The sequence below is a fragment of the uncultured Corynebacterium sp. genome (assembly GCF_937999985.1).
In the GTDB taxonomy this organism is placed as follows: Bacteria; Actinomycetota; Actinomycetes; order Mycobacteriales; family Mycobacteriaceae; genus Corynebacterium.
Genome location: NZ_CALLDG010000089.1, coordinates 1 through 1,313, shown reverse-complemented (window position 1 = coordinate 1,313; position 1,313 = coordinate 1). Strand labels below are relative to the sequence as shown.

The 1,313-nt window shown below is 63.3% G+C and carries 1 protein-coding gene; it reads right to left on the bottom strand.

Annotated features, from left to right (window positions below):
* Positions 1-1,313, bottom strand: a 1,313-nt coding sequence (locus Q0331_RS04220; RefSeq protein WP_298075157.1) for a methionine--tRNA ligase, incomplete at both ends; no start/stop codon positions are given.

Genomic DNA, 1,313 nt, shown 5'->3' with positions numbered 1-1,313 from the left:
CGCCCATGATGACGGGGTAGGTGCGCCCTTCTTCGGGCAACCCGACGCCCACCGGTTGGCGCGGAGACTCATCCGTTACCTCGACAACCTCCGGCTGGGCCGCCCAGATGCCCTCGCCGCCGAGAGTTTCGAAGATCTTCTGCGCGGAGAACGGCAGGTAGGGGGTCAGCAGGGTGTTGACGTCGGAAACGACCTGCAGGGCGGTGTACAGCACCGTGGCCAGGCGCTCGCGCTGGTTCTCGTCCTTCGCCAGCTTCCACGGCTCCATGGCCGCGATGTACTGGTTGGCGCGTCCCGCGATGCGCATAGCCTCGGTGATACCCGCCTTGAAACGGGAGAGGTTGATGTTGTCGCCAACAACGTCGAAGGCCTTGTCGGACTCGGCTAGCAGCGCCTCGTCCTCCGCGGTCAGCGGCCCCGGGTTGGGGACTTCGCCGAAATTCTTGTAGGCCATGGAGACGGTGCGGTTCACCAAGTTGCCCCACTCGTTGGCAAGCTCGGAGTTGATTCGGCGGACGAACTCATCCCAGGTGAAGTCGGTATCGGTGGTCTCCGGGCCAGCGGTTGCGATGAAGTAACGCAGCGCGTCTGGGCCGAACTCCTTCAGGAAGTCGCGCACGTAGATCACCACGCCCTTGGAGGAGGAGAACTTGGAACCCGACATCGTCAGGAACTCGGAGGATACGACCTCCGTCGGCAGGTTCAGCGCCGGATCGGCCAGATCGCCAGCCTCGCCGCCCTTGGAACCCTGGCCGCCGTAGCCCAGCAGCTCTGCCGGCCAGATCTGGGAATGGAAAGTGATGTTGTCCTTACCCATAAAGTAGTAGGACAGGGCCTCCGGGTCGTTCCACCACTTCCTCCAGGCATCCGGGTCGCCGATGCGCCAGGCCCATTCGATGGACGCGGAGAGGTATCCCACGACGGCGTCAAACCAGACATAGAGCTTCTTGGCGTTGTTGTCCTGCCAGCCCTCGACGGGGATCGGCACACCCCAGTCGATGTCGCGGGACATGGCGCGCGGACGAATATCTTCCAGCAGGTTCAGGGAGAATTTCAACACGTTCGGGCGCCAGTCGGTGCGCCCCTTGAGCCACGTAGTGAGGGCTTCTGCCAGGGCAGGCAGGTCGAGCATGAAGTGCTCGGTGTCGATGAACTCCGGCGTTTCACCGTTGATCTTGGAACGCGGATCGATCAGATCCTCGGGATCCAGCTGGTTTCCGCAGTTGTCGCACTGATCTCCGCGGGCGTCATTAGCGCCACAGATCGGGCAGGTGCCCTCGATGTAGCGGTCCGGCAGGGTGCGGCCGGTGGAC